Annotated in this window: 12 protein-coding genes; 7 read left to right on the top strand and 5 right to left on the bottom strand. The window is 55.3% G+C overall.

Features of this window, described 5'->3' with window-relative positions; genetic code table 11:
* Positions 1-167: 167 nt before the first annotated feature.
* Both pagP and HX773_RS18545 read left to right on the top strand, forming a co-directional pair.
* A complete protein-coding gene (gene pagP / locus HX773_RS18550; RefSeq protein WP_370463617.1) occupies positions 168-728 on the top strand; it encodes a lipid IV(A) palmitoyltransferase PagP in 561 nt (186 codons plus the stop codon).
* Positions 718-2235 carry a carboxylesterase gene (locus tag HX773_RS18545; RefSeq protein WP_176972752.1) on the top strand — a complete coding sequence of 506 codons (1518 nt, stop codon included), beginning with the start codon at positions 718-720 and terminating at the stop codon, positions 2233-2235. Before pagP ends, HX773_RS18545 begins: the two co-directional genes overlap by 11 nt.
* Here the strand turns inward: HX773_RS18545 and HX773_RS18540 are convergent.
* The 3 genes from HX773_RS18540 to HX773_RS18530 are packed head-to-tail and all read right to left on the bottom strand — an operon-like array spanning position 2222 to position 7241.
* On the bottom strand, positions 2222-3187 hold the full coding sequence (locus HX773_RS18540; RefSeq protein ID WP_176972751.1) for an acyltransferase: 966 nt from the start codon (positions 3185-3187) through the stop codon (positions 2222-2224). The genes HX773_RS18545 and HX773_RS18540 overlap by 14 nt on opposite strands.
* The gene (locus HX773_RS18535) at positions 3184-6246 is read right to left on the bottom strand and encodes an efflux RND transporter permease subunit (protein WP_176972750.1); all 3063 of its coding nucleotides are present in this window, start codon (positions 6244-6246) and stop codon (positions 3184-3186) included. Before HX773_RS18535 ends, HX773_RS18540 begins: the two co-directional genes overlap by 4 nt.
* Positions 6246-7241 (bottom strand): efflux RND transporter periplasmic adaptor subunit, encoded by a 996-nt coding sequence (locus tag HX773_RS18530; RefSeq protein WP_255433264.1) that lies wholly within the window; start codon positions 7239-7241, stop codon positions 6246-6248. The genes HX773_RS18535 and HX773_RS18530 overlap by 1 nt, the downstream gene beginning before the upstream one ends.
* An 850-nt stretch (positions 7242-8091) precedes the next feature.
* On the opposite strand from HX773_RS18530, the gene HX773_RS18525 reads away from it, so the two are divergent.
* Positions 8092-10779 (top strand): cation-transporting P-type ATPase, encoded by a 2688-nt coding sequence (locus HX773_RS18525; RefSeq protein WP_176972748.1) that lies wholly within the window; start codon positions 8092-8094, stop codon positions 10777-10779.
* Between the two features lie 125 nt (positions 10780-10904).
* Positions 10905-11927, top strand: a complete 1023-nt coding sequence (locus HX773_RS18520) for an AI-2E family transporter (protein ID WP_176972747.1) — start codon at positions 10905-10907, stop codon at positions 11925-11927.
* A 95-nt stretch (positions 11928-12022) separates the two neighbouring features.
* Here the strand turns inward: HX773_RS18520 and HX773_RS18515 are convergent, their stop codons facing one another.
* Both HX773_RS18515 and HX773_RS18510 read right to left on the bottom strand, forming a co-directional pair.
* The gene (locus HX773_RS18515; protein WP_176972746.1) at positions 12023-15067 is read right to left on the bottom strand and encodes an efflux RND transporter permease subunit; all 3045 of its coding nucleotides are present in this window, start codon (positions 15065-15067) and stop codon (positions 12023-12025) included.
* Positions 15067-16155, bottom strand: a complete 1089-nt coding sequence (locus HX773_RS18510) for an efflux RND transporter periplasmic adaptor subunit (protein ID WP_176972745.1) — start codon at positions 16153-16155, stop codon at positions 15067-15069. Before HX773_RS18510 ends, HX773_RS18515 begins: the two co-directional genes overlap by 1 nt.
* A 508-nt stretch (positions 16156-16663) precedes the next feature.
* Between HX773_RS18510 and HX773_RS18505 the strand changes: the two genes are divergently transcribed.
* From HX773_RS18505 to HX773_RS18495, 3 genes are all read left to right on the top strand, one after another.
* A complete protein-coding gene (locus tag HX773_RS18505) occupies positions 16664-19366 on the top strand; it encodes a cation-transporting P-type ATPase (protein ID WP_176972744.1) in 2703 nt (900 codons plus the stop codon).
* A gap of 410 nt (positions 19367-19776) precedes the next feature.
* On the top strand, positions 19777-21072 hold the full coding sequence (locus HX773_RS18500; protein ID WP_176972743.1) for an MFS transporter: 1296 nt from the start codon (positions 19777-19779) through the stop codon (positions 21070-21072).
* A gap of 10 nt (positions 21073-21082) precedes the next feature.
* On the top strand, positions 21083-22081 hold the full coding sequence (locus HX773_RS18495) for a 4-hydroxythreonine-4-phosphate dehydrogenase PdxA (protein ID WP_176972742.1): 999 nt from the start codon (positions 21083-21085) through the stop codon (positions 22079-22081).
* Positions 22082-22118 lie beyond the last annotated feature (37 nt).

The following is a 22118-nucleotide window of genomic DNA, read 5'->3' as shown; positions in this document are numbered from 1 at the left end:
TTTTGGTTGAAAAACGCGATAATAGTTAATCCATCATTAGCCCTTTCAGGTCATTTCCTATAGCAATAACAAGCAACTATAATCTTACCGGTTAAGTGGCTTGATCTGCTTTGTGAGCACGTCAGCTTTTCCACTCCTTTTCGCGGCGGTGAATTTCAGAGGCATACATGATGCGAACTCTTCAGGCGGCCTGGTTGCTTATTCTGGCCCTGTTTGTCTGTCCCGCCACGGCGGCCAACTCGATCAGCGATGGCTGGGAATGGCTCAAGCAGGACGTTTCACAAACCTGGCAGGAACCGCAGTATTACGATCTCTATCTGCCTTTCATCAGCTGGCATGCCCGTTTCGCTTACGATAAAGATAAAACCGATCACTACAATGAAATGCCGTGGGGCGGCGGGTTGGGCGTCTCTCGAATTAATGAGGCCGGTAACTGGAGCGCGCTCTATGCGATGGCGTTTAAAGATTCCCATAACGAGTGGCAGCCGATCATCGGTTATGGCTGGGAGAAAGGCTGGTATCTGGATCAATCGCGCGATTTTCGTCTCGGTCTCGGGCTAACCGCTGGTATCACCGCGCGCGATGACTTCGCCAATTACGTGCCGCTGCCCATCGTGCTGCCGCTGTTCTCCGCCGGTTATAAACGCCTTAACGTGCAATTCACCTACATTCCCGGCACTTACAATAACGGTAACGTGCTGTTCGCCTGGGTTCGCTATGCCTTCTGATTCCGCCAACGCCTTGCATAAAGATCGCCTCAGCAAAGTGCTCAAGCGCATAGCGTTGGGCTTGCTGGTTTTGCTGGTGATGTTCCTGGTGATCCGCGGTTATCAATCCGAACAGGGACCGCCACTGCATCGCTGGCATACTTGGTCGGCGGATGAAATGTCGGTGGATGAGATCGATCGCGCCAGCTTCGCGGATTATCTGACGCGCGAAGCGGCGATTTTCCACGATATGAAACTCAACGTGACCGACCAGCTCAGCGACGATGAGAAAACGGCACTCAACCGCTTTAACGCGCAAAGCCCGGTTTATCCGGCGCAATTCGACACCGACTGGAATCGCTCTTACATCCTCGAACCAGAAGGTGAAGTGAAAGGCGCGGTGGTACTGCTGCATGGATTAACTGATTCGCCGTACAGCATGCGCTATCTGGCGCAGGCCTATCAGCAGAAGGGTTTTGTGGCGGTGGTGCCGCGACTGCCGGGACACGGCACAGCGCCCGGTTCGCTCACCAAAGTTGACTGGCAAATGTGGATGGCGGCAACACGCTTAGCGGTGCGGGAAGCGACGCGCCTGGCGGGCAGCAACGTGCCTTTGCATCTGGTTGGATATTCGAACGGCGGCGCGCTGGCAGTGAAATACAGCCTCGATACGCTGCAGAACAACGCGCTGCGCAAGCCGCAACAGCTGGTATTGCTGTCGCCGATGATTGGCGTCACCGCCTATGCACGATTTGCTGGTTTAGCCGGCTGGCCCGCCATTATTCCCGGCTTCGCCAAAGCGGCGTGGCTGAGCATCATCCCGGAATACAATCCCTTCAAGTACAACTCGTTCCCGGTGCGCGCGGCGCGTCAATCGTGGCTGCTGACTCAGGCGATGCAGGATCAACTGCTGCATGTGATACGCGGCGGCACCATGCCGGCGTTTCCGCCGGTGCTGACTTTCCAGTCGGTGATGGATTCCACCGTCAGCACCCGCGCGGTGGTCAATGGGTTCTATCGCTATCTACCGGATAACGGCAGTGAACTGGTGATGTTCGACGTCAACCAGGCCGCCAACTTACGCGCGCTGTTCAAGCCCGTGCTCTATTCGGCGGTCAATGATTTGTTGCCGCCTGCGCCGCGACGCTACGCATCAATCGTCATCACCAACGCGTCACCCACCACCTATCAAACGGTGGCGCGCATTACAGCGGCGGATCAGACGCAAGAGATGGTGCGTTCGATGCACGAAGCCTGGCCGCAGGATACCTATTCGTTATCGCACATTGCCGTGCCGTTCCCGCTCAGCGACTCGCTGTATGGCCGCGAACCAACGGAAAAGAATCGTTATGGCATTAGCTTTGGCACCATCTCGCTGCGCGGTGAAACCGCCAGCCTGATCGTTGGGCTGGATACGTTGATGCGCAACACCTCCAATCCGTTTTTTGATTACATGATGCTGCAAATCAAGGGGCGCATTGATTGCAGCAGTCAGAGCAATCTGCCGGCCTGCTTTAAAGCGTTATGACTTTTTTCAGCCAGCCGCTGGCGAGGATCACTCTGGAGAGCAGCACCGAAGCGGCAAAGGTCACGGCGATCAGCGTCAGCTTAGTCGCCAGCGAGGTGATGGGAATCAGCGCGGTGAGCAGATGGAAAACCGAGTAGTGAAGAATATACACGCCGGTCATGGTTTTGCTGATGGTCGCCAGAATGGTCTCTTTGACCGCCACATTGCGGCGAAAGCGCACCTGACTGGCGGCGATCACCAGCACCACCACCAGCAGATAGATCTGCGAGCCAGTAAGAATAAACGCGTTGCGATCGGCTTTGAATAGCGCGAAGAAGAAGTGCTGCTCATAAAACCAGGTAAACAGGTAGATAAAGGGCAGGGCGATTACCGCGCCGCGCGCCACTTTTTTGCGCTCCATCCAGTCGGCAATCAGCGGATCGCACAGCAGCTGGCCGGTTAAGTAAAACAGCAGCCAGGTCCAGAGCCGATACTGCGGCTCAAGCCGGAACAGTGGATCGTCCGGATGCAGCACCGCCAGTAAATCGTAGCCATACGAGAACGCCAGCAGCGCAAACACCAGCGCGCAGAACGCGCGGCGATGCTGGCTGAGCCAGATCATCAGCGGGTGAAAGCTGTAGATGATAATGAACGAGAAGACGAACCACGGCTGAATCAGGTAACCGCGCTGATAGGGTTCCCACAGGTAATAAACCGTCATCCAGAACAGAAACACGATCACCAGATTGCGAATCTTGCCCATCTGCCAGTTTACATCCTGCTCGGAACGGGCATCCATAATCCCGGCAACGACAAAAAACAGCGGCGTGGCGATGGTGGAGATAAAGGTTAGAAACGCCAGAATCCAGTGATAATCGTAATCGTAGCGATCCCAGGTGTTATACACGGTAAAAAACGTCACCGCCGTCATACATCCCAGCGTTTTAATCACGTTGAGGCCGGTCACATTCATGATGCGCTAGCCAGCGGTTGGCGATGGAAGCAGGCGTAAATCACCGGCAGCACCAGCAGCGTCAGCACCGTGGCAAAACCCAGACCAAACATAATCACCACCGCCATGCTCTGGAAGAACACATCGCGCAATAGCGGCGCCAGCCCGAGCACGGTGGTGAAGGCGGTCAGCAGAATAGGGCGCAGACGCGAGGTGGCGGCGTAGATAATCGCTTCAGCCTGCGGCTTTAACAGCTTCTGCTGTTCAATCTCTTCGACCAGCACAATGCCGTTACGAATCAGCATGCCGCTCAGACTCAGCAGGCCGATTAACGCCATAAAGCCAAACGGAATCCCGGTGATCAAAAAGCCCGGCGTTACGCCAATCAGCGCCAGCGGCACCGTCAGCCAGATAGCGACGGCGTTTTTCAGCGAGCTAAACATCAGCACGGTGATCACGAACATCACCAGATAACCCAGCGGCAGCGAGGTAAACACGCCTTGCTGCGCTTCGCTGGAGCTCTCCGCATCGCCGCCCCATTCAATGCTGTAGCCGTGCGGCAGCGGGATCTGCTCAATCTGCGGCTTTACGCGCGCCACAATATCGCCGGATGTATCGTTGCTGAGCGGATTGGGATCGGTCTGCACGGTGAGCACGCGGCTGCGATCGCGGCGCAGAATCAGCGGATCTTCCCATTGCAGCGTAAAGCCGCTTACCACGTTGCTGAGCGGAATGTACTGCTGCTGGCTCTGGCTCCACACCAGCACGTTGTTGAGATGATTGGCGTCCTGCCGTTCACTGGCCGGTGGCCGCACAATAACCGGCAACAGGTCAGCGCCTTCACGGTACAGCCCGACGCGGCTGCCGGTGAAATTCATCTCCAGCGCGTTATCCACTTCTTGCTTATCGACGCCCAGCTCGCGGCCCAGCGCCAGATTGAACTGCGGGCGAATAACCTTGCTGCGGTTTTGCCAGTCATTGCGCACGCTGTCGGTGGCGGGATCGGCGGTGAGGATGTCGCCGACCTGGCTGGCGATCAGGCGCATTCTGTCAGGATCGGGGCCTTTAATACGCACCTCAATCGCGCTACCGCCCGAAGGACCAAACATCACGCGTTTGGTGCTGGCATTCACCTGCGGATACTGGCGCGCGATGTAGGCATCGATACGGTGTGACAGCGCGGCGATGTTACGCTGATCGTCCATGCGCACCATGATTTGCGCATAGTTGCTGTACTGGCGCTGCCCGTTGTAGGTGAGGATAAAGCGCATGCTGCCCTGACCGATGGTGGTGACGGTGGATACCACGCCTTGCTGCCCGGTAATCGATTTTTCAATGTCGCTGGCCATCTGTTCGGTAGCGTTGATATCGGTGCCGTACGGCAGCCAGAGATCGACAAAGAAGATCGGCGTATTCGCCGAAGGGAAAAAGTTTTGTCGCACCGATCCAAATCCCCAAATCGCCAGCGCCAGCAGCACTGCCATCAGCGAAAGCGTGAGGGTTTTTTGCCTCAGCAACACCTGCAACATGCGCTGATAGAGACGATAAAAACCGCCGTCATAAGGTGAAACTTCAGCCGCGGCTTTGGTAGGTTGCTGTGTTTTAAACAGCCACCATTTGATCAGCACCGGCGTGATGGTGAGCGCCGAGAACCAGCTCAGCAGCAGGGAAATCAGCAGCACCTGAAACAGCGATTTGCAGTACTCGCCGGTGGAATCCTGCGAAAGACCAATCGGCGCAAACGCCAGAATGGCGATAATCGTCGCGCCCAGCAGCGGGAAGGCGGTGCGGCGAATCACAAAGTTGATGGTGGTCATCAGCGGCGAATTTTGCTGACGCGCGATCAGTACGCCTTCGACAATCACAATCGCATTATCCACCAGCATGCTCAGCGCGATAATCAGCGCGCCCAGCGAGATGCGCTGCAACTCAATGCCGCACAGATACATGATCAGCAACGTGCCCAGCACATTGAGCGCCAGCGACAGCGCGATGATAATGCCGCTGCGCACGCCCATAAAGATCAGCAACACGCCGACGACAATCGCCAGCGCCATCAGGAAGTTGGCAATAAAGCCATTCACCGAGTGCGCCACCTCCGCTGCCTGATCGTAAAACACGTTGATCTGGATGCCCGCCGGTTTTTCTGCCGACATCTGCTGCAGTTTGGCCTCCAGCGCGCGCCCGACATCAATCACATTCACACCGGGAATAAACGAAATTCCCATGGTGACCGCCGGACGTCCGCTGGCGTGGTAAATGCTGGAAGGCGATTCACTCAGCCCGCGCGACAGCGAGGCGATATCGCGCAATCGGGTGGTGGCGTGATCGCCCGGCGGACTGACCAGCAAGTCGCCCAACTCCTCGATGTTCTGAAACTCGCCGGTCGGGTGCAGACGGATCGATTCCGTTCCGGCTTTGATGTCGCCCGCGTTGGAGACCACGTTGAGGCGGCTCAACACGCTGGCGAGCTGTGGCAGCGTAATACCGCGCGCGGCCATCATCGTCAGGGAAACATCGATATTAATTTGCTGCGGGATTACGCCGCCCAGCGCCACCTTGCCCACGCCCGGCACCAGCACCAGTTCACGCCGCAGCTGCTCCGCGTATTGCACCAGTTCCGGATTACTGAAGTTATCGCCAGAAATAGCGAAGAAGAAACCAAACACATCGCCAAAATCATCGTTAACGAACGGCGCGGCCACGCCGGGAGGAAAGAAACGCGCCGCGTCGCCGACTCTGCGCCTTAGTTCATCCCAGATTTGCGGCAACTCGTTGGAGTGATAACGCGAGTCAATGTTGACGGTAATCTGCGACAGGCCGTTGGAAGAGATGGAGCTGACATTGTCCAGATAGGGCAACTGCTGCAGCGCATTTTCCAGCGGCAAGGTAACTTCCTCTTCCACCTGCTGGGCAGACGCGCCGGGATAGTGGGTGACAACCACCGCGGTCTTAATGGTAAAAGCCGGATCTTCCAGACGGCCAATATTGAGCAGAGTAAAAATGCCGCCGACGCCCAGTAACAGAATCGCCAGCCAGACGCGGACCGGATTGTCGATAAACTGCCGGGAGATATCCATTACAGCCCCCGCTCACGCGTCCAGATGCGTACCGGTTGTTGAGCATGCAGCTCGTTGACGCCAGCGGCGACTACGCGTTCACCGGCGTGCAGCCCGGCGGTAATCACCACGCCGCGATCGGTCACTTCGCCCACGCTGACTTTGCGATCCTCTAACGTCAACTGATCGCCGCTGCCTTGCACCACCCAGACATGCGGTTCATTGCGCTGGCTGTTATCGGGATTGAACACCGCTTCCACCGGCACCACTAACGATTCGCGATTCACGTTGGCAGGCAGATTGGCGAGATTAATCGTCACCGTGCCACTGACGCCGCCCACCGCCGGGAAATCGGCCGGGCGCGGCATGGTTAAAATGATCTGCCAGGTCAGCGAGTTGCTGTTACTGCTGCCGGTGTGCTCTTTGTACTCGGCCTGGAATTCGCGGTCCGGCAGCGAGTTGATGCGCACCACCGGGCGATAAGTCAGGTTGCGCATATCCAGCGCGGTAAACAGGTTTTCCGGCACGCTGAACACCACGTCGAGCAGATCGTTGCGGGTCAAGGTGGCGATGGTTTGTCCGGCGGCGACCACCTGATGATTGCGCACGTTAACCACGGCGGCCACGCCGCTGAACGGCGCGGTTAGCGTCATCTGGCTTAACTCTTCACGGGCAATTTGCAGCGCGGCATTGGCCGCATCGCGGTTGGCGCGCTGCACGTCCATTTCTGCCTGCGAAATCGCCTGGCGGCCGGAGAGCGTCTGGAAGCGGGCAAATTGCCGCTGGGCGAGGGTGGCGGCGGTCTGGCGCTCATTAACGCGTTGCTGCGCTTCCCGCGCGGTGAGTCTGGCGATGAGCTGGCCCTGCTCGATACGGTTGCCCTGGCGAATATCCAGCGATTCAATCTGTCCTGAACGCTTAAATGACAAATCGGTGGAGTCGCCGGATTCAATGCGCGCCGGGAAGATACGTTGTTGAGATTCGCCGGACGCCACAACTTCAACGACTTTGACCATGCGCGGCGGTGGCGTGACTTCCTGTGTTTTTTGATCGCAACCAGTTGTTATAAATATAACAATGGCAACCAGCGTAATATAACGAGTCACTGTTTTATCCTCAGCAACAACGAATCCATTGTTGGCAATATTTGAGTGGATAATTTAATTACCAAGCATAGAGACAACCGCGTAGGTGAATAGCCCTACGGCGGAGCAGGTAACGATCGCAATGACAACATAAAGACTCAGACGGAGCAGGCTATAACCATACATCGTTGCCTCCATTAACCATGACCACAGAAAAACTGCGCCATCGCCCTAAAAGGTGAGAAGTATTAACAGGATGTTTTTGTTATCGATGAGCATAGACGCAGATGTCAAAAAAAGTAAAGGCGTGTAGGTTGTAATATTTTTTAGAAAATAAACAAGATTAAATTTCATCGGTAATCAATCTTATAGATATATATGTTGCGTTATCGATATAAAGAACTTGCGTAAAATAACCCTATTATTGGCTTTAAAATGCACAGACTTATGAATTATCACACTATATTTTTATTATTTTTCGACCTCAGATTAGTCTGATGAGATAATCGGATTCAGCCTCGTAACTTTTATTGCTAAATGAATGCGTTGAATATCCCTGTGCTACGTTTATAGCGTTCATTTTTCAAAATACTTTCAATCTCGTATAGAAAATAGGGCTGCTCCATTGCCGCTGAGCAGCCATTAATTACATATTTTTCAATCTGAAACGGACCGCTTCTCCCACCGGATAAGTCAGGTCTGATCTTTTCGTTCAATGGCGACTTGTTAATCACGGGATATCACCGCCTTGATTTCCGAAACAGGATTTGAGGAGAAAGCGATGAATACTGCTAAACCGGAAAGTACCTATTATCAACTTTCTGTCGATGAAACGCTGGCCAGTACGCAAAGTTCCACCGAGGGAATCAGTAGTGCTGAAGCGGCGGCGCGCTTAACCCAGTACGGAGAGAATGCCCTGCCACAGAAACCCGGCAAGCCGGTTTGGCTGCGTTTTCTCGCTCACTTCAACGATGTGCTTATCTACGTTTTACTGGCCGCCGCGCTGCTGACTGCCGTCATGGGACACTGGGTCGATACGCTGGTGATCCTCGGCGTGGCGGTGGTGAATGCCCTGATTGGCCACATTCAGGAGAGCAACGCGGAAAAATCCCTGCAAAGTATTCGCAATATGCTCTCCAGCGAAACGGTGGTGATCCGCGCGGGTAATCACGAGACGCTGCCCACCACCGCGCTGGTGCCGGGTGATGTAGTGGTGATCCGTGCCGGTGACCGCATCCCGGCGGATCTGCGCGTCATTGAGGCGCACAACCTGCGCGTTGAAGAAGCGATACTGACGGGCGAATCCACCGTGGTCGAGAAGGGCACCGACGCGCTCACCGGCGAGTTGCCGCTGGGCGACCGCACCAATCTGCTGTTCTCCGGCACCACCGTCAGTTCGGGCGGCGGCAAAGGGCTGGTGGTCGCTACCGGCGGTGCCACGGAACTTGGGCACATCAATCAGATGATGTCCGACATCGAAAAGCACCGCACGCCGCTGCTGGTGCAAATGGATAAACTCGGTAAAGCCATTTTCCTGATCATCCTGGCGATGATGGCCGCGCTGTTTGTCTTCAGTTTATTGTTCCGCGATATGCCGGTTTCAGAGCTGATGCTGTCCCTGATTAGCCTTGCGGTGGCATCGGTGCCCGAAGGGTTACCGGCGATTATCTCGATCATTCTGTCGCTTGGCGTGCAAACCATGGCGAAGCAGCAGGCGATCATCCGCAAGCTGCCTACCGTGGAAACGCTGGGCGCGATGACGGTGATCTGCTCGGATAAAACCGGCACGCTGACCATGAATGAAATGACGGTGAAAGCGATTATCACCGCCGATCAGATTTACCGCGTTGATGGCGTGAGCTATGAACCGGTGGGCGCCATCCACAAAGCCGATGACGCTGTGCCGGTAAAAGTGGCGCAAGGCTCGATACTCGAGCGCTATCTGCGCACCATCGATCTGTGTAACGACAGCCAGCTGATTAAAGACGAAAACGGCCTGTGGAAAATCACCGGCGGCCCGACGGAAGGCGCGCTTAAAGTGCTGGCCGCCAAAGGACATCTGCCTTCAGTCACCACCGAACTGCGCAATAAAATCCCCTTTGATTCGCAATACAAATACATGTCGACGCACTACTTGATCGGCGATGAAGAGTGCGTGCTGCTGACCGGCGCGCCAGACGTGCTGTTCAGGCATTGTCAGCAGCAGCAAACGGAAGCCGGATTGCAACCGATCGATCTGCCGTGGTGGGAAGCCAAAATTGAAGAGTATGCGCGCGAAGGATTACGCATGGTGGCGGCGGCCTGGAAACCAGCCACGCCAGGACAAACTGAGCTGACGCATCAGGATCTGCATCAGGGCATGATTCTGCTGGGCATCGCCGGGATGATGGATCCCCCGCGACCGGAAGCCATCACCGCGATTGGCGACTGCCTGCAAGCCGGCATTCGCGTGAAAATGATCACCGGCGACCACCCGCAAACCGCGATGAGTATTGGGCAGATGCTGGGAATCGGTAACGCCAGCACCGCCATCACCGGACGCGAACTGGAAGTGATGGATGACCAGCAATTGAGTGAGGCGGCGCAGGCGTACGACATCTTTGCCCGTACCAGCCCGGAGGATAAATTCCGTCTGGTGCAGGCGCTGCAGAGCAAAAAAGAGGTGGTCGGAATGACCGGCGATGGCGTGAACGATGCGCCCGCGCTGAAGCAAGCGGATGTCGGCATCGCCATGGGAATTAAAGGCACCGAAGTGACCAAAGAAGCCGCCGATATGGTGCTGACGGACGATAACTTCGCTACCATCGCCAGCGCGGTGCGCGAAGGGCGGCGCGTCTATGACAACCTGAAAAAGACCATTTTGTTCATCATGCCGACCAACCTCGCGCAGGGCTTGCTGATCATCATTGCCTTGCTGGCGGGTAACTTAATTCCGCTGACGCCGGTGTTGATTCTGTGGATGAACATGGCGACCTCCGCCACGCTCTCCTTTGGCCTGGCGTTTGAAGCGGGTGAACAAAATATCATGCGTCGTCCGCCGCGCGATCCCAAGCTGCATGTGATGGATGGTTTCGCCATCTGGCGCGTGATTTTTGTCGGTTCGATGATCGCCATTAGCGCCTTCGTACTGGAAGCCTGGCTGCAACCGCGCGGCTATTCACCGGAATTTATTCGTACCGTGTTATTACAAACCCTGGTGACGGCGCAGTGGTTCTATATGCTGAACTGCCGTGTTTCTAACGGCTTCTCATTAAGCAAAGGGTTACTGATGAATAAAGGCATCTGGATTGTCAGCGGCGTACTGTTAGTGCTGCAATTGCTGATTATCTACGCGCCCTTTATGCAACTGCTGTTTGGTACCACCGCGCTACCGTTACGCTACTGGATTATTACGCTGATCATTGGCTTCGTGATGTTTTTAATTGTCGAAATCGAAAAACCATTAACGCGGAGATTCAGAATTAATTAATAGCGCGTGACATTCAGGCCGGTGCAGTCACGGCCTGAATGTTTTTCGTCACTTGACCTCAAACAAGGCCCAGCACACAGGTTTTTCTCTATAATACATTTTGTATAGGATGAAGGATCTTAATAATGGGACTGAACGAGTTTCCTTTATGGTCGAGGCTTTTGCGCGTACTGTTAATTCTCGCCACGCTGACCATAATTCTCACCGGTATCTATCTGGCATCGGCATTAATTAATCAGGTGATGCTGTCATTGTTTCTGGCGATTATGCTCGATCCATTAATCAGTCGGCTCGAAAGAAAACGCGTGCCGCGTCTGCTGTCATCGCTGCTGGTGATTGTGCTGCTGTTACTGGTGATTGTGTTCACCATCATCAAACTCACGGTATTAACCCCCGATTTAATTCAGCTCAGCCGTCAGGCACCGCAGCTTCTGGCCGAACGCTTCGAGCCGGTAACGCAGACGTTTAGTCATCTGGGCATTGTGTTGACGCCCAACGACATGCTGGCGTTTGTTGATGCGGGTGCGGTGGTGCGCTTTGTCACCGGTTTTCTTACGCAAATACCCAGCATTCTTTCCTGGTGGCTGATGGTATTTCTGATGCTGTTTTTCATGCTGTATGAAATGAGCAATTTAAAAATCCTGTTACGCAAACAGGCCGAAGGGAAATATCAGCGCTATTACGTGGCGCTTGAAGAGGGTGTGCAAAGCGTTATTGTTTATGCTCAGGTAAAAACCCTGACCAGTATTGTCGGCGGCATTATTGTTTGGGCTGGCGCGCATCTTCTCGGTCTGAAGTTCGCCTTTTTCTGGGGTGTGTTGATGTTTGTGTTCAACTATATTCCGGTGCTGGGTTCATTTATGGCGGCCATCCCGTCGGTGCTGCAAAGTTATATGCTGTACGATATCCAAACCGCATTGGTGGTCGCGCTGTTCTTTGTGGCGTTGAATTTAATCCTGAGCTCAGTGATTGAGCCGTTATTATTGGGCAAGCGGTTGAATATGGCGCTCACCACCCAGCTGCTGGCGTTTCTTATCTGGCAATCGCTGTTGGGCATCATCGGCGCAATTCTGGCGATTCCACTGACGTTTATGTTGAAAAAAATATTATTAGCGAGCGCGGGGCAACGTGTTGATGATATCTCGTAGCGGCGCAATTTATTGCGCATTATCTGGATGGGCAGGGGGCCACCCATGATATGCGCGATAAATCGCGCCGCTACGGAGTGTGCGGTGTTAAACGCTTAATCCTTTTTACCGAGATAAAAGGTTTGATACAGCACCGGCAACACCAGCAGCGTCAGCACCGTGGCGAATCCCAAACCGAAAATGATCACCACCGCCATACTCTGGAAAAACACATCGCGCAGCAGCGGTAGCAGGCCGAGCACGGTGGTGAAGGCGGTGAGCAGAATCGGACGCAGACGCGACGTTGCGGCATCGAGAATCGCTTGCTGTAACGGCTGATGCCGCGCCAGCTGGCGCGTCTCCTCAACCAACACAATCCCGTTACGAATCAGCATGCCCGACAAACTCAGCAAACCAATCAACGCCATAAAACCAAACGGAATGCCGGTGAGCAGAAAGCCGCAGGTGACGCCAATCAGCGCCAGCGGCACGGTAATCCAAATCGCCAGCGCATCGCGCAGCGAATTAAACATCAGCACGGTAATCACAAACATTGCGAGGAAACCTAACGGCAGCGAGCCAAGCAGGCCGCTCTGGGCATCGCGTGAACTCTCCAGCTCGCCGCCCCATTCCAGATGATATCCGGCGGGCAACTTCAGCTGAACGATGGCCGGCTGCACGCGCGCCACAATCTCTGCGGCAGTGCGGCCGCTGGCTGGATTGGGATCGGCCTGCACCGTCAAGACGCGCATGCGGTCACGACGCATAATCAGCGGATCTTCCCATTCCAGCTGGAAATCGTTCACCAGATTGGCAAGCGGCACATAGCGCTGCTGCGCCTGACTCCACACCTGAATATTGCCAAGATGGTCGATATTCTGCCGCTCCAGCTCGGAGGTTTGCAGCATGATCGGCATCAACCGCGATCCTTCGCGCAGCAAACCAACGCTATCGCCGCTGAAGTTGATACGCAGCGCGCGGTCGATATCGCGCTTGTCCACGCCCAGCTCCTGACCACGCAGCGGCGAATACTGTGGACGAATCACTTTACTGCGCGCCTGCCAGTCATTGCGCGGCGGAAACGCGCTGCCCTCGGCGAGGAAAATGTCGTCTATCTGGCTGGCAATCTGCCGCAGTGTAATGGGATCGGGGCCGGTTATCCGCAGCGCAATGGCGCTGTCGCTGGCACTGCCGAAATTGATGCGTTTGATGCGCTCCGTCACCTGCGGGAAGTGCTCGCGGATGTGCTGCTCGGTTTGCTGCGTGAGCGTTTCCAGCTGCTTGGCGTCCTGCACGCGCACCATAATCTGCGCGTAATTGCTGTATTGACGCGTTGCATCGTAGGTCAGCGTAAAGCGCATCGCGCCCTGACCAATGGTGGTCACGGTGCTGGTGACGCCCGGCTGCTGGTTGATCCAGCCTTCAATCTCGCGCGCGGTTTGCGCGGTGTAATTAATGTCGGTGCCATACGGCAGCCACAGATCGGTGAAGAAAATCGGCGTATTGGAGGCGGGGAAGAAGTTCTGCTTCACGTAGCCAAAGCCATAGATCGAGGCGGCCAGGCACGCGGCCATCAGCAGCAAGGTCGTGATGCGGAAGCGCAGCAGCGTGGTGAGCACGCGGCGATACAGGCGGAACACCACGCCTTGATATGGCTCCGCGTCTTGTTTGCTTATCGCCTGATGACCATCCATCCACTGCACGAATACCGGCGTCAGCGTCAGCGCGGTGATCCAGCTGAGCAGCAGAGAAATCAGCAGCACCTGGAACAGCGATTTACAGTATTCGCCGGTGGAATCCTGCGATAAACCAATCGGTGCGAAGGCGATGATGGCGATCACCGTGGCGCCGAGCAGCGGCAGCGCGCTGCGTTTCACCATCTGCATCATCGCCTGTTGCAACGGCTTGCCGCGCTGGCGATCGACCTTGATGCCTTCCACCACCACGATCGCGTTATCCACCAGCATGCTGAGGGAAATAATCAGCGCACCCAGCGACACGCGCTGCAGCTCAAGCTTAAACAGATACATGATCAGCAGCGTGCCCAGCACGTTGAGCGCCAGCGAGGCGGCGATCACCATGCCGCTGCGGACGCCCATAAACAGCAGCAGCGTTCCGACGACAATCGCCAGCGCCATCAGGAAGTTATTGATGAAACCATCCACCGACTGCTTCACTTCCTGAGCCTGGTTATAAAACACGTTCAGGTCGATGCCGAGCGGTTTGGCCTGCTGATGCTGCTGAATTTTGGCGCTTAACGCATCGCCGACATCAATCACATTGACGCCAGGCGCAAAGGAGACGCCCATCGCCAGCGCGGCGTTGCCGTTAGCGTGATAGAGATTGCCCGGCCGATCGGTAACGCCATAGCTGAGCGAGGCGATATCGCGCAGCAACACTTGCTGGCTGCTGCCGGGCGCAGAGATCGGCAGCGCGCCGATCTCGTCCAGAGACTGAAATTCGCCGGTCGGATGGAAGCGGATCGCTTCATTGCCGATGCGAATCTGGCCCGCATCGGAGACGGTATTGACGCTATTGAGTAGGGCGGCCACGCGCTGTGGCGTCACGCCCAGCGCCGCCATCTTCTGGCTGGAGAGCGTGATATTCACCTGCTCCTGCTCGATACCGGCAATCGCCACTTTCGCCACGCCGGGCACCAGATTCAGCTCACGCCGCAGCTGATCGGCGTAAGTGCGCAGCTCGCTGTTGGTGAAGTTCTCGCCGGAAAGGGTAAAGAAGTAGCCGTAGACATCGCCAAAGTCATCATTCACCAGCGGCGCGCTGACGCCGGGTGGAAACTGGCGCGTGGCATCGTCAACGCGGCGACGCAGTTCATCCCACACCTGCGGCAAGTCGTCGGCGCGATAGTGGCTGTGAATCGTAACGGTGATCTGCGACAAACCGTTGCTGGAGATCGAACTGACTTTGTCGAGCGACGGCAAACGCTGCAAGGCGTTCTCCAGCGGCAGCGTGACTTCTTCTTCAACCTGCTGCGCCGACGCGCCAGGATAGTGCGTCACAATCACCGCCGACTTAATGGTGAAAAGCGGATCTTCCAGACGGCCAATATTGAGCAGCGCAAAAATGCCGCCTACGCCGAGCAGCAGGATCACCAGCCAGCTGCGAATCGGGTATTTGAGAAACTGTTCCAGCAGGCGCATCACAGACCTCGCTCGCGTGTCCACAGGCGCACCGCCTGACCATCTCGCAGATCGCTGACGCCCGCGACCACAATGCGATCGCCCACTTGCAGGCCGGAGAGAATTTCGATGCCCTGCGCATTGAGTTTTCCCACCACCACCGGCTGCTGCTGAACGTTAAGCACATCGCCTTCACCGCTGATCAGCCACACGTAAGGCTGATTCGGCAGGCTATGATCGGGGTTAAATACCGCGTTGGCCGGCACGCGCAGCAGCGGCGTGCCATCGGAAGTGGGCAGATTATGCATCTGCACTTTTACCGTGCCGCTCAGCCCGCTGACCTGCGGTAAATCTGTCGGACGCGGCATCGTCAGCACCACTTGCCAGGTTAGCGTGGCGGCATCAGCTTCTGCGCGATGCTCTTTATATGCCGCGCGAAACGTGCGGCCCGGCAGCGCATTCAGGCTGATCTCTGGCTGATAATTCACGTTTTGCACGTCAAGGCTGGTGAACAGGTTTTCCGGCACGCTGAAAATCACATCCAGCACATCGTTGCGGCTGATCACCGCCACCGTTTGTCCGGCGGTGACCACCTGATGATTTTGTGAAGCTACGCTGGTGACGATGCCGTCAAACGGGGCGCGCAAGGTGTGATAATCCAGCTCCTCTTTGGCGATGTTTAGCGCCACAGCGGCGGAGTCGCGATTGGCCTTTTGCATATCCATATCTGCCTGCGAAACCGCACTGCGCGTGGCCAGCGCACTGAAGCGCTGATACTGGCGGTCCGCCAGCTGGAATCTGTTCTGCTGATCGTTGACGCGCAGCTGCGCATCGGTATCGATCAGCCGACCAATCACCTCGCCCGCCTTAACATGACTGCCTTCACGTACCTGCAACTGCGCCAGCCGCCCGGTACGCTTAAACGCCAACTCGGTATAATCGCCGGCTGAAATACGCGCCGGAAATACCCTGACTTTCTCTGTGGTATTTTCTGTCAGCGTTAGCGCTTTAATTACGCGCGGTGCGCTGCTGTCATCGCCGCTTTTATTGTCACAACCGAACAAAACCAAACAAATTAGAAGTGCGCCCAGCACTGGCCAATTATTCATGCCCCTGCCTCATTAAGAAAGAAAGGGCGGGAATATGCCATTAGATGAAAGGGTAAATAATGACCCTCCGCAAAATAAGGGTCATTAGCTGGGATGAATTATGTGCGTTTAACGTTGGTTTAATTTGGCCGTGTACAGCGAAGTCAATTATCCAGCCATGCGGGAGACGAGATGGTAAGTAAGTAAACCGATGACGGTTGCTGATGATACCGCAATGAAAATAAAGGAAATAATCATCAGTAATGTCAGTTTATGTATTTTATTCATAATAATTCTCCCTCTGCATAATAGATTCCAGGATGAAACTAAAAATAATAGGCATCACGCGAGTTGTCTATTTGTGCTTAAATAATAACGCTACGCAATCAGTGCTATCGCTATTAGCATCACACTTCCAAATCGGTAAAAACATGACCACGGTCAGTATGCTTCGGGAAAATATAATTAAAATGTGTTTTTTATTTTCGCACGCTTTTTTATTTTTCAATTCAATGTCACGGGGTTAATTATGACCGTTATTCCTATTCAGCCAAAACGTCCGGAGGCATCCGCGCGTCCCTATTATCAGCAGGATAACGCCGCCGTATTTAAAGCAATAAACAGCTCACCCGCGGGGTTAAGCACCACCGACGCACAGCAACGACTGGACGCCAACGGGCCGAACGTGCTGCCGCAAAAAGCGGAAAAATCACTGCTGATGCGTTTTCTGGCGCATTTCAAAGATGTGCTGATTTACATCCTGCTGGCTGCGGCGGTAATCACCGCGGTGATGGGCCATTGGGTGGATACCTTTGTGATTCTCGGCGTGGCGGTGATCAACGCCCTGATCGGCTTTATTCAGGAAAGCAACGCGGAAAAGTCGCTGAAAAGCATCCAGAACATGATGTCGAGCGATGCCATGGTGCTGCGCGACGGCCAGCAGATCACCGTTGCCACTCAGGATCTGGTGGTCGGTGATGTGGTGATGTTGCGTCCCGGCGATAAGATCCCAGCGGATTTGCGGCTGTTCGAGGTACATAACCTGCGCGTCGAAGAGGCGATTCTGACCGGCGAATCCACGGTGGTATCAAAGAACACCGTGGCACTTGAGGGTGAAAAAGGGCTGGGCGATCGCCTGAATCTGGCCTATTCCGGCACCACCGTCAGTTCAGGTACCGCGCTCGGCGTGGTGATCGCCACCGGCGGCGACACCGAGTTGGGCCACATCAATGCGATGATCTCCTCGATTGAAGAGGCGAAAACCCCGCTGCTGGTGCAGATCGATAAACTCGGTAAAGCCATCTTCGGCATCATCATGTTGATGATGGCGGCGCTGTTCGTGTTTGGTTATCTGCTGCGCGACATCGCGGTGACAGAGCTGCTGCTGTCGGTGATCAGCCTCGCGGTGGCGGCGGTGCCGGAAGGTTTACCGGCGATTATCTCAATCATTCTGTCGCTTGGCGTGCAGTCGATGGCACGTAATCACGCCATTATTCGCAAACTGCCGACGGTGGAAACGCTCGGTGCCATGACGGTGATCTGCTCGGATAAAACCGGCACGCTGACCATGAACGAGATGACGGTGAAAGCGGTGGTGCTGGCGAACAGCCAGTGGCGCATCAGCGGCAACAGCTATGAGCCAAAAGGCAAATTTACCCTTGAAGCGGGCCAGCAGAGCGATGCGCTGATGCAGGGCTTCCTGCAGGTGGTGGATATCTGTAACGAAAGCCAGCTGCGTCAGGATGCCAACGGCAACTGGGGTATTGTCGGCGGCCCAACCGAAGGGGCGCTGAAAGTGCTGGCCGCCAAGGCGGGCATTCAGAGTGACAAGGTGCAAATTCTGAGCAAGCTGCCGTTTGACTCGGCCTACAAATACATGGCGGTGAGCTGCCTGATTGATGGCAAACCGTGCCTGCTGATGACCGGCGCGCCCGATGTGTTGCTGTCGCTGTGTCAGCAGCAGCAGGGCGCTACCGATGCGGAAGTGATTGATCGCGAATACTGGGAAGCGGCGATCACCACGTACGCCAGCGAAGGATTGCGCACCGTCGCCGCCGCGTGGCGCTGGCTGCCGGAAGCGCAGCACCATATCGATCACGACGATTTACGCAACGGCATGAAGATGCTGGGCCTGGCGTGCATGATGGATCCACCGCGTCCGGAAGCCATTACCGCGATTCGCGACTGCCAGCAGGCAGGGATTCGCGTGAAGATGATCACCGGCGATCACCCGGAAACCGCCATGGCGATTGGCCAGATGCTGGGCATTGGTAACAGCGATTCTGCGATTACCGGTTATCAGCTGGAGCACATGGACGATGTCGAGTTGGGCGTAGCAGCGCGTGAGTACGACATCTTTGCCCGTACCAGCCCCGAGCATAAGCTGCGTCTGGTGAAAGCGCTGGAGAGCAGCGGTGAAATCGTCGGCATGACCGGTGATGGCGTTAACGATGCGCCCGCGCTGAAGCAGGCCAACGTCGGCATCGCGATGGGTATCAAAGGCACCGAAGTGACCAAAGAGGCGGCGGATATGATTCTCGCCGATGACAACTTCGCCACCATCGCGGCGGCGGTGAAAGAGGGTCGACGCGTCTACGATAACCTGAAGAAAACCATTCTGTTTATCATGCCGACCAACCTCGCGCAGGGATTGCTGATCATCATTGCGATTTTGATGGGCAACCTGCTGCCGCTTACGCCGGTGCAGATTCTGTGGATGAACATGGCAACCTCGGCGACGCTGTCGTTTGGTCTGGCATTTGAACCGGCAGAACGCAACATCATGCGCCGCCCGCCGCGTAACGCGCGCAGCCCGGTGATGGACGCTTACGCCATCTGGCGCGTGATCTTCGTTGGTCTGCTGATCTCGATTAGCGCCTTTGTGCTGGAAGCCTGGCTCCAGCCGCGCGGCTACACGCCGGAGTTTATCCGCACCGTGCTGCTGCAGATGCTGGTCACCGCACAGTGGGTTTACATGCTGAACTGCCGCAACAGCAACGGATTCTCGCTGGATGCCGGCTTGCTGAAAAACCGTGGCATCTGGCTGGTCACCGTGGTGTTGATTGCGTTGCAGGCGATGATTATCTATGTGCCGCTGATGAACACGCTGTTTGGCACCGCGCCGCTGCCGTTCAGATACTGGCTGATTTCGCTGGCGGTGAGCGCCGGGATCTTTGTGCTGGTGGAGATAGAGAAGCGCCTGACACGCGGTTGGCGCCTGGCACGAAATTAAGCGTGCCAATCTTGAGTAAATGCCGGGCCATCATGGCCCGGCATCATCGTTCTAAACCTTGTTAAAATCTTCCTGCATGCTTCGCGCGCATCAATAATTCTGCGTTGAATTATCCCTCCAGCCCTTTCTTTCACTGCGCATATGTACGCATCAGGAACAGATAGTAACGCTTAACCCATGAGCTTTTGTTTATGGCTTAGTATTTGATTGTGCATATGTTCATAGTCAGCTAGCAATGCTGAGATGACGATCACACCTTGGACGCTGAAAATCAATTAGCAGGCTTATTGTGATGGCGCTCACAATGAGCAGGCGAAAAATAAGCGATAAAATATAACAAATGAACAACACGCGTTCATTTGAGCAAGGTGCAGCCTACAACCTCTGACCTAAACCAAAAAGGTTCATCCATGAAAAACCGATACAGTACGAAAGTGCTGGCGCTTTTCTGCGCCCTGTCATTTTTGATGTACGTCGATCGCGTCAACCTTTCGACTGCGGCGGGGCTGATTAAGCAGGATCTTGGCCTCAATAACACCGATCTCGGGCTGATTTTTTCTGCCTTCGCTTACACCTATCTCGTGTTCCAGATTATTGGGGGCTGGTTTGTTGACCGTTTTGGCGCACGTAAAACCATCATCATCTGCGGCAGCATCTGGGTTGTCGCGACCATTTGTACCGGTTTTGCCGGTGGTTTTGCTTCGCTGTTCCTGTCACGCATGTTGCTTGGCGTAGGTGAGGGCGCGGCATTGCCGTCACAAGCGCGCGCCATGACATTCTGGTTCTCCAGCGAGAAGCGCGGCTTCGTACAAGGCATCACCCACTCGTTTTCCCGCTTCGGCAATGCCGTAACGCCCTCGCTCGTGGCGCTGCTGGTGTTGATGCACTCCTGGCGTTTCTCCTTTATTGCACTCGGGGTTATCACCGCCGTGTGGCTCGGTTTTTGGATTGCCAGCTTCCGCGATAATCCGCATCACATTGCCGACATGAGCGAAGAGGAGCGCAAGATCCTGCCGAAACTTGATGCCTACATGACCGACAAGGTGAAAGCGCCCACACCGTGGAAAGCACTCCTCAAGCGGATCGGGCCAACCATGGGCGTCTATTTTTGCTACGGCTGGACCGGCTGGCTGTTCTTCACCTGGCTGCCCACTTTCTTTATGAACGGTCGCGGCATGGACCTGAAATCGTCCGCACTTTTCACCTCAGCCGTGTTTCTCTCGGGTGTGGTGGGCAATACCGTCGGTGGCATGGTGAGTGACAAAATCCTCAAACGTACCGGCAACGTCGTGGCGGCGCGACGTAACGTGATTATTTTCAGCTTCCTGAGCGCCGGTTTGCTGCTGATTCCGGTGATCAGCTCCACCAACATGTCGGTGATCACCGCTTGTCTCGGCCTGGCGTTCTTCTGCCTGGAACTCACCATTGGCCCTATCTGGGCGGTGCCAATGGAGATCACGCCCAAGTACGTCGGCGTGGCCAGTGGCCTGGTGAATGCCGGTTCAGCGGTGGCGGGCATCATTTCACCGATTCTTTTCGGCATCATCATTGATAGAACGGGCAACTGGAGTCTGCCGTTTTATGGCTCGGTAGTGTTGTTGATGGCCGGCATTGTGCTCACCTTCTTTATGCGCCCAGACATTCCGTTGTCTGAAGATTCCCCTTCTCGCGGTGAAGTACAGCCCGCAAATAATGCTTATCACTGAGGAAATCCTGATGAAAAAACCTTCTGTTGCACTGGTGCTGGGCGATCCAGCAGGTATTGGTCCCGAACTGGTTGCCAAAGTGCTGTCGCAACCGGCGCTAAGTGAACTGGCTAACGTCATTATCATTGCCGACCGCCACGAGCTGGAAAAAGGCATGACGATTGCCGGTCAGCGTTTCGATTATGACGAAATCTCTGATACCGCCGATATTAGGTTCACGTCGGGTAAACCGTTGCTGCTCAATCATGACTGGTCTACGCGCACGCCTTTTGACTATGGCAATGCCAGCGAGCAGAGCGGCGTGTATATCCTGGAAACGCTGGCGCGCGCGGTCGCATTGACACAGCAGGGCATCACCCAAGGTGTCTGTTTTGCGCCGCTGAATAAGCAAGCGATGCACATGGGCGGTTTACAGCACCGGGACGAGTTGCACTGGTTCGCCGAACTGCTGAAGTGGGACAGCTTTTGCTGTGAGGTTAATGTGGTTGATAACCTCTGGGCCGGGCGTGCCACGTCGCATATTCCCTTCCGCGATATCGTCAAGAACCTCAGCGTTGAAGGCATAGTGGATACCATTGCGCTGATGGATCGCACGCTGCGTCAGGCGGGGATTGCTAAGCCGAAAATTGCCGTGCAGGCCCTGAATCCACACGGGGGTGAGAATGGTCTGTTTGGTGATGAGGAACAGACCCTCATTAAACCGGCGATGGCCAAGGCCAAAGAACAAGGCATTGATGTCTATGGCCCTTATCCAGCCGATACCACCTACAAAGCAGTAGAGACACAGCAACTGGATGCCGTGGTTTCGATGTACCACGATCAGTTCGCCACCGCGTTAAAAATGCTGGGCTTCGAACGTGGCATTACCGTACAGGGCGGACTGCCGATCCCGATCGCGACCGCCAACCACGGCACCGCATACAATTTATATGGGCAAAACCTTGCAACGCCATCGGCGTTTGAAAACGCCTTCCGCTTGCTGGTTCGTATGGCAGCCAGCGCCGCTTAACAGGGTTTAGGCATCCCGGGATGTTGCCGGGGTGCAT

Source organism: Pantoea sp. B9002 (assembly GCF_013385945.1).
Taxonomy (GTDB): domain Bacteria; phylum Pseudomonadota; class Gammaproteobacteria; order Enterobacterales; family Enterobacteriaceae; genus Pantoea.
This window is presented reverse-complemented; position numbering and strand designations above follow the sequence as displayed.